This window comes from Thiomonas delicata, from assembly GCF_900088825.1.
Classification (GTDB): Bacteria; Pseudomonadota; Gammaproteobacteria; order Burkholderiales; family Burkholderiaceae_C; genus Thiomonas_A; species Thiomonas_A delicata.
This window is the reverse complement of record NZ_LT592202.1, coordinates 1-376: the sequence shown is the minus strand read 5'-3', so window position 1 is coordinate 376 and position 376 is coordinate 1. Positions and strand designations below refer to the sequence as shown.

The 376-nt window shown below is 63.6% G+C and carries 1 protein-coding gene; it reads right to left on the bottom strand.

Going from position 1 to position 376, the window contains the following annotated elements; all coding sequences use genetic code 11:
• The coding region (locus THIARS_RS18060; protein ID WP_222423107.1) for a GSU2403 family nucleotidyltransferase fold protein at positions 1-376 on the bottom strand (376 nt) is incomplete at both ends.

Below are 376 nucleotides of genomic sequence, written 5' to 3'. Positions count from 1 at the left end.
CGACAACCAGCTTATGCAGGGCAAAGCGTGCGGCGTCAGGAATGCGGACCGGAACTGCGCCGTGCCGGGCCAGCAGCACGCTCATCTGGGTGTTTTCAAGCAGGTAGCCCAGATAGGGCAGCGCCGTGGCATGCGCGCGCAACTCGGGTACCGGGACGATGGCAATGTCCTGCGTTCTGGCCGGGACCAACAGGTCCACATGGAAGCGAGAGGGACCGATTTGGGTGAACGATGTTGCGGGTTCAGCCGGATGCAGGCCGGGAACCTCCACAAACGCAATACCAGTCTGTCGCAACATGCCCAAGAGGCCATCGTCGGGTACGCCGGCCAAGGCCAAGGGGTGCCCGCGAGCGATGTCGACGTCTTCGGTGCGGTA